7 protein-coding genes are annotated in these 7126 nt (G+C 44.4%); 1 reads left to right on the top strand and 6 read right to left on the bottom strand.

What is annotated here, in order from left to right; all coding sequences use genetic code 11:
• Nucleotides 1–254 precede the first annotated feature (254 nt).
• Nucleotides 255–1559, bottom strand: a complete 1305-nt coding sequence (gene tyrS / locus ACUM5Y_RS15590; protein ID WP_445977795.1) for a tyrosine--tRNA ligase — start codon at nt 1557–1559, stop codon at nt 255–257.
• Nucleotides 1560–1664: 105 nt separating this feature from the next.
• On the opposite strand from tyrS, the gene ACUM5Y_RS15585 reads away from it, so the two are divergent.
• Nucleotides 1665–3143 (top strand): peptidoglycan DD-metalloendopeptidase family protein, encoded by a 1479-nt coding sequence (locus ACUM5Y_RS15585; RefSeq protein ID WP_445977794.1) that lies wholly within the window; start codon nt 1665–1667, stop codon nt 3141–3143.
• A 67-nt stretch (nt 3144–3210) separates the two neighbouring features.
• On the opposite strand, the gene trxA is transcribed toward ACUM5Y_RS15585, so the two are convergent.
• From trxA to lysA, 5 genes are all read right to left on the bottom strand, one after another.
• Nucleotides 3211–3537 carry a thioredoxin TrxA gene (trxA, locus tag ACUM5Y_RS15580; RefSeq protein ID WP_445977793.1) on the bottom strand — a complete coding sequence of 109 codons (327 nt, stop codon included), beginning with the start codon at nt 3535–3537 and terminating at the stop codon, nt 3211–3213.
• Nucleotides 3538–3642: 105 nt separating this feature from the next.
• Nucleotides 3643–4356 carry an HAD family hydrolase gene (locus ACUM5Y_RS15575; protein WP_445977792.1) on the bottom strand — a complete coding sequence of 238 codons (714 nt, stop codon included), beginning with the start codon at nt 4354–4356 and terminating at the stop codon, nt 3643–3645.
• Complete coding sequence (locus ACUM5Y_RS15570; protein WP_445977791.1) at nt 4353–5018, bottom strand: DUF484 family protein; 666 nt, start codon at nt 5016–5018, stop codon at nt 4353–4355. The genes ACUM5Y_RS15575 and ACUM5Y_RS15570 overlap by 4 nt, the downstream gene beginning before the upstream one ends.
• A gap of 7 nt (nt 5019–5025) precedes the next feature.
• The gene (gene dapF, locus ACUM5Y_RS15565; RefSeq protein WP_445977790.1) at nt 5026–5856 is read right to left on the bottom strand and encodes a diaminopimelate epimerase; all 831 of its coding nucleotides are present in this window, start codon (nt 5854–5856) and stop codon (nt 5026–5028) included.
• A 10-nt stretch (nt 5857–5866) separates the two neighbouring features.
• Nucleotides 5867–7120, bottom strand: a complete 1254-nt coding sequence (lysA, locus tag ACUM5Y_RS15560) for a diaminopimelate decarboxylase (protein WP_445977789.1) — start codon at nt 7118–7120, stop codon at nt 5867–5869.
• Nucleotides 7121–7126: the final 6 nt, after the last annotated feature.

Here is a 7126-nt window from a genome sequence, read left to right as displayed (position 1 = left end):
GTTTGACGTCTCGTAAGACTTCAATTTTTTTGATCAACCTCTAACAAAAGCTAGTAAGTCGATCTTCTGAAGTCTCCAGCGAGCGCCCACACAAATTATCTGATTATCTATTTTAAAGAGCGTCTGAACACGCTATTCCGTGCCAGTGGGAGCGTATAATACCTTCTAACTTTTTTTGTGCAAGCAGTTTTTTTGATATAAACAAAAAAAGGCGCAAAAGCGCCTTTTTTGAGATTCAACACAGACCGAATTGTTTATAAAACAAACAGGTGGTGCTTCTTCTTACCTAGCTTCACCAAGAAATACTTACCGTAATATCCAGCCTCACTAGAGAAGATACTGGCAGCATCCATGTTATTCTCTAGGCCCTGCGCTTTACCATTTACGAAAACAGAGTTTCGCTGTAAGGCATCTTTTACTTGCTTACCACTGGCAGCCAAACCCGCATCTGCTAGCAAGCTAGTCAGCGGTGTTGCTGACAGATCAATACCTTGCAATGAGCTGCTTGGCAAACCGTCCAGCTGTATTTGCTCAAGATCTTGTTCACTTAGTTCATCCGCCTGACCGCTAAACAGTGCAGCCGTGATACGTTCAGCCGCCTGTAAACCTTCTTCTCCATGTACTAGCTTGGTGGCTTCGCGAGCAAGAATGGCTTGGGCTTGTGGTTTACCAGTACTTTCTTTGTCTGCCGCTTCAATGGCATCAATCTCTTCGAGACTCAAGAAAGTAAAGAATTTTAAGAATTTATAAACATCGGCATCTGCAGTATTCATCCAGAATTGGAAGAATGCATATTGGCTTGTCTTAGAAGGATCCAACCAAACAGCGCCCGATTCTGTTTTACCAAACTTGGTGCCATCAGATTTTGTAACCAGAGGAACGGTTAAACCAAAAGTTTGCGCTTGATTCTGACGACGAGATAAATCAATACCACCAACAATGTTCCCCCACTGGTCACTGCCACCTACTTGAATCGTACAATCGTAGGCACGATTCAACTCAGCAAAGTCCATACCCTGAAGGAGCGCATAGGAGAATTCAGTGAATGAAATGCCCGCTCCCTCTCTATTTAGGCGCTGTTGTACTGATTCTTTATTGATCATGGCGTTTACTGAGAAATGCTTGCCAATTTCACGTAAGAAATCCAGCATACTCATTTCACCAGCCCAATCTAAGTTGTTCACAACTTTTGCAGGGTTAGGTACATCGTCAAATTTAACAAACTGACTGACTTGACCACGAATTTTTTCTGCCCAGTTAGCGACTACATCTGAGGTATTCAATTGACGTTCTGCCGCCTTGAAACTCGGGTCGCCAATCAAACCTGTTGCACCGCCAACTAAAGCGATAGGGTTATGACCCGCATCTTGGAAACGTTTCAGAACTAGGAGAGGCACAAGGTGCCCTAGGTGCAAGCTATCGGCTGTTGGATCAAAACCACAATAAAGCGTACGACTGCTACTATTTAGGTGCGCTTTAAGCTCATCTTCTGCTGTCATTTGAGCAATAAGCCCGCGAGCTTGTAAATCTACCAAAAGGTCGCTACTACCAACTGTCATTATTTTGATCCATTTCCTAGTGAGTTAATCTTTATAAAGCATTCAATTATAAAAGTAATGTTGGTAGGATTATAAGGCTTTATTAAGAATTTTTGGGTACTCATTTTGACTAAGTTACTACCAACAAGGCACCTTCTCTCGATTGCAGCCATTTCTTTTGTGATTGCTATTGCCTTAATTGCCTTCCCTACTAAGGAAGAGAACACTTCAGGCGCTATTTCACTGGAGACTAATTTTGCCATTGTGGAACAGTCACAACTTACATTAGCTGATCTGCCAACACCTAAAACACAGCCTAGCCTGCAATTTCAAATTCCAACCAATGTCACCGCAAAAGGCTTACCCTATGAACTTGACTCACCACTCGCCAATAAAAACTCAACTCAATTAAGTAACACGGAATCTGTTCAGACCAATCCCCTAGCATCCACAGAAAACCAAACACTTATTGAAGAGCAGCGACCTAGCTTTCGCGAACAGTCGGCCACCGTTGTGTCTGGAGACTCGCTTTCTAAGATACTCAGCAGCCATGGCGTTTCAGCAAGTGATATTTACAAAGTTTCCCAAGCAGACCAGAACTATAAGTCATTATTAAGAATGCGACCGGGCCAGACTCTTGATTTTAAAACGGACAATCACTCGGGTGAGCTTACCTCGCTAACATTAACGCTTAACCGTTTAGAAAGCGTGGTTTTCCAACGTAACGATCAACAATTCGATCGTGAAGAAATAACACGCACACCAGAGATTGCCCAGACCTATAAAGAAGCCACTATTAACAATTCTTTATTTGTAGATGGCATGCGCGAAGGTATCAGCCAAGCCATGCTTATTGAGCTGGCTAACATCTTCGGCTGGGACATCGACTTTGCCTTGGACATTCGAAAAGGCGATAGTTTAAGCATACTTTTTGAAGAGAAATTTTTAGACGGTGAAAAAATTGGCGAAGGCAATATTCTTGCCGCGCAGTTCATTAATAATGGACGAACCTTTCAAGCCATTCGCTACAAAACAGATCGTGGCTCAAGCTATTACACTCCCGACGGCCTCGCCATGCGTAAGGCCTTCCTAAGAACCCCTGTCGATTTCACACGCATCTCATCTAAATTTAACCCTAATCGCCTCCATCCTATATTTAAAACTAGCCGACCACACCGTGGCGTAGACTATGCAGCATCAAGTGGTACACCTGTCAAAGCGGCTGGAGATGGTAAAATTTCTTTTGCTGGCAAACAGAATGGTTATGGCAATGTGGTGATCATTGATCACGGTAAAGGCTACCAAACCTTGTATGCACATTTGAAAGGTTTTGCACGTGGCACCAAGCGTGGCAACCGAGTGCAACAAGGCAAAGTGATTGCCTACGTTGGCCAAACAGGCTGGGCGACTGGCCCACACTTACATTATGAATTCCGCATTAACGGTGTTCATAAAAACCCAGTGACGGTAAAGCTGCCTAATGATGATCCAATGGCGAAGAAGGATTTAACCAACTACCTCCCTTACGCCAAAAAAGTTATGGCCACACTGGAAAACTCACATTCACCCGCCTTTGCTCAGAAACTGGCCTCTCTCAGTAACTAAGCCCAAACCAAAATTTAGACACAAAAAAAGCAGCCCGTTGGCTGCTTTTTTATTATTAACAATGCAATTAGATTGCGCTGTTAATAAACTCTACTAGTTGTGATTTAGAAACCGCACCGACTTTAGTTGCTGCAACTTCACCACCTTTAACGATTAGCAAAGTAGGGATACCACGAACATTGTACTTAGGTGCTGTTTCTTGGTTTTCATCAACGTTCAATTTAACAACTTTTAAGCGTCCTTCAAACTCAACGGCAATATCTTCCAATACAGGAGCAATCATTTTACAAGGACCACACCAAGGAGCCCAAAAATCAACGATAACAGGTAGTTCGGAATTCAATACTTCTTCAGCGAACTGAGCATCTGTAATTTGGATAATATTTTCACTCATAAATCTTTCCTTTCAAGCGATTTGATAACTAACGAATGGCAGCTAGTGTAACACCAAATCCTCAGGGTAAAAATGAGTTCCTACTAATAAGCTAATAGAAAAGTGCTATGACAATAATGAGCGTATTGCGGCAGGAAGCTCCAGCAAAGAATAAACTTCCGCATCCGCTGGCTGACTCCAGCCGTCTTGCCAACGTCTGGCCCCATGACGGTTAAACCAGATAGTTTTCGCCCCTGCATTTGCAGCGCCATAAACATCATCATGGGGGTGGTCACCAATATGTATAATCTGCGTTGTAGAAGTTTTTCCCTGCTCGGCAGCCATTTTAAAAAGCTCAGGATCCGGTTTCGCCACGCCTTGCTGGTCGGCTCTTAAAGCAAAGTCAAAGTAGCCACCTAAACCAATGTACGGGTGATACACATCGGCGTTGCCGTTCGTGATCACGGCCAACGAGTAGTCGCGATAGAGCTCCTCAAGAACCTCTGCCACATGAGGGAAAAGATCTACCCTCTGCCGCCATTCAGCAAAGTGCGCCAGCGCAGCCTTGGCAACCATCTCACACTCTTCCGAGGGTAACTGAAACTGCTTCAGTGCTTGCTGATACACGCCAAGACGAATTGCTGTCAAATTGCCGGTTAAATCTGGAGAACGGGCCAATAGCCTAGCCTTTTCTTCCTGTTGCCAAGCAAAATCGAACTGGTCATAAAAGCCAGGGAAACGCTCCTCAAACCAGCTCTCCATGGCGTATTCTGCTCGCACGATAACAGGCTCAACATCCCAAAGCGTGTTATCTAGATCAAAGGTCACTAATACCGTCATTTTATTAACCTAGTCAAAATAGCACTTAGAAGATCAGCAATATATTGCAAGAACATCGCCCCTTTATCATGATGAAAAGCAGATACTTGATCCGCCCCCAGTACTAACACCCCTAAATTTTGGGCACTATCAGGCCGAGTTGATAAGATAGGCAATACTGCGATGGATTGTATTTTTTTCGCGTTTTCCGCAAACAGAAAATCCAACTCCCCGTCTGGCAGCTCACCACAATAGCACTCAGTAAAACCTGAAGTTTGCGGCAGCACGAGATCATCTTCCGTTAAAAAATGTGTTCGAATACTACAATCTGGGTAGTCATCGAATAATACGAGGGAGTGAAAGGGGATATCAAAGTCGTCTCGGATCATATCATCAACCACGACGGCAAAATCATCGAGAGTTTCACAAGCTAAACTGGCTAGAACCAAACGGCGACTTTTTTTCATGGTGGACTCATTTTCTCGAGCCACTTCCACCAGCCGTTCAAACTCATTGCGATAACTGGCCGTAGATTTTCGCAGCTGATTGACCTGGTATTCCAGCAAAGAAATCGCTTTGCCTGAGGCAGGATGAGGAAGTGTTAAAGCCTCCAACAACTCGGTATGTTTAACAAAAAAATCCGGACTGTCTGATAAGAACTGAATTACTTCCTCTTCCTTCATACGACCTCTATAAGTATATTTGCCCTTCAAAGACTTTCGCGGCAGGACCTGTCATAAGAATAGGTTGATCACCACCCTGCCACTCAATATGTAGATCACCACCGGTTAAATGAGCAGTAACTTTAGAACCGAGCCAGCCCTGTTTAATACCAGCAACTACGGCGGCACAAGCACCTGTTCCACAGGCTTGAGTTTCCCCAACACCACGCTCATACACTCGCAGATTTATTTCACTCTTACTAAGCACTTCCATGAAACCAACATTCACATTATTTGGAAAACGCTCATGTGCTTCCAATTCTGGGCCTACGGTTGCGACCAATTCATCGTTTAATTGCTCTACTTTTAACACCGCGTGAGGATTGCCCACTGAAACGGGCGTAATATCATAAACACCCGATTGCGTCTCAACAGCATAAGTTGACTGAACAGCTTCTGCGGTAAAGGGTAAATCCTTCGGCACAAAACTTGGTGCTCCCATATCAACAGTGACTTGACCATTATTCAACACTCTTAATTGAATCGGCCCCCGTTTGGTTTCCACATCAATAATATGTTTGTTAGTCAGTTCACGATCCAGAACAAACTTAGCAAAGCATCGTGCGCCATTGCCACAATGCTCTACCTCAGTGCCATCTGAATTATAAATACGGTAGCGGAAATCCATCTCGGGATTGGAAGGCGGCTCAACCACTAACAGCTGATCAAAACCAATCCCCCAATTACGATCGCTTAATAGCTCAATCTGTTTTTTATTAAAAAAAACTTTTCGAGAAACCGCATCCACAACAACGAAGTCGTTACCGAGTCCATGCATTTTGGTAAATTTCAATAACACCTTCGCCTCCTTAGCTAGGCAAAACTTGTTCGCCAGCCAACTGGTGCTCTATCGTTTCACGAGCGCGAATCAAATGAGCTTGGTCACCGTCTACCATAACTTCGGCAGCACGATTACGACTATTGTAGTTAGAGGCCATAGTGAAACCATAAGCTCCCGCCGAACGGACAGCCAGCAAATCGCCTGCCTGAATATCCAGTTCGCGATCTTTACCGAGGAAGTCTCCAGTCTCACAAATTGGCCCGACCAGATCATAACTACGCTTACCTTCAGTGGTAGGCGACAATGAAACAGGCACAATGTCCATCCACGCAGAATACAAAGAAGGACGAATCAGATCATTCATTGCACCGTCGATAATGGCGAAGTTTTTGTGTGGAGTGCATTTTAAAAACTCAACTTGCGTCACCAGTACACCTGAGTTAGCAGATATAGAACGCCCAGGTTCGAACGCCAAAGATAGCTTACGGTCACCCAGTTTTTCCAACAAAAGCGCTGCGTATTCTGCTGGTTGTGGCGGCTCTTCATCACGGTAACGGACCCCTAAACCACCACCAAGATCCAAGTGCTTGATCTCGATACCATGGGCAGCAAGGTCATCAATTAAACCCGTAAGGCGGTCGAAGGTGTCTAGGAACGGCTTAAGCTCCGTTAACTGAGAACCGATATGACAGTCCACGCCCATCACATTTAGATTTGGCAATTCGTGGGCAATTTTGTAGATACGAACAGCATCTTGAATATCGATGCCAAACTTATTTTCTTTTAACCCAGTCGAAATATAAGGGTGAGTTTTGGCGTCCACGTCAGGGTTAACACGCAAAGACACAGGAGCAATTTTGCCACACTCTCCAGCCACTTCATTAAGTCGGTATAATTCCGCTTCAGACTCAACATTGAAACAGTGAATCCCTACTTCCAACGCTCGACGCATTTCAACCGCTTGCTTACCAAGGCCTGAGAACATAACTTTTGCAGGATCACCACCAGCCTTCAGAACACGCTCCAATTCACCAATTGAGACTATGTCAAAACCTGCCCCAAGACGTGCCAAGACATTCAATATGGCGATATTCGAACAAGCCTTCACGGCATAACAAATCAATGTCGGGTGCGAAGCAAAGGCCTCAGCATAGGCTAGGTAACGGTTTTCAAAGGCAGCACGGGAATATACATAGCAAGGTGTACCAAATTGTTCGGCAATAGTTGCTAAGGGTACATTTTCAGCATGTAACTGCTGGTCTGAGTAATTAAAAAATTCCAATTGGGG

The sequence above is a fragment of the Marinomonas dokdonensis genome (assembly GCF_052747885.1).
The sequence above is the reverse complement of the archived record's forward strand: the minus strand, read 5'-3'. Positions and strand labels throughout refer to the sequence as shown.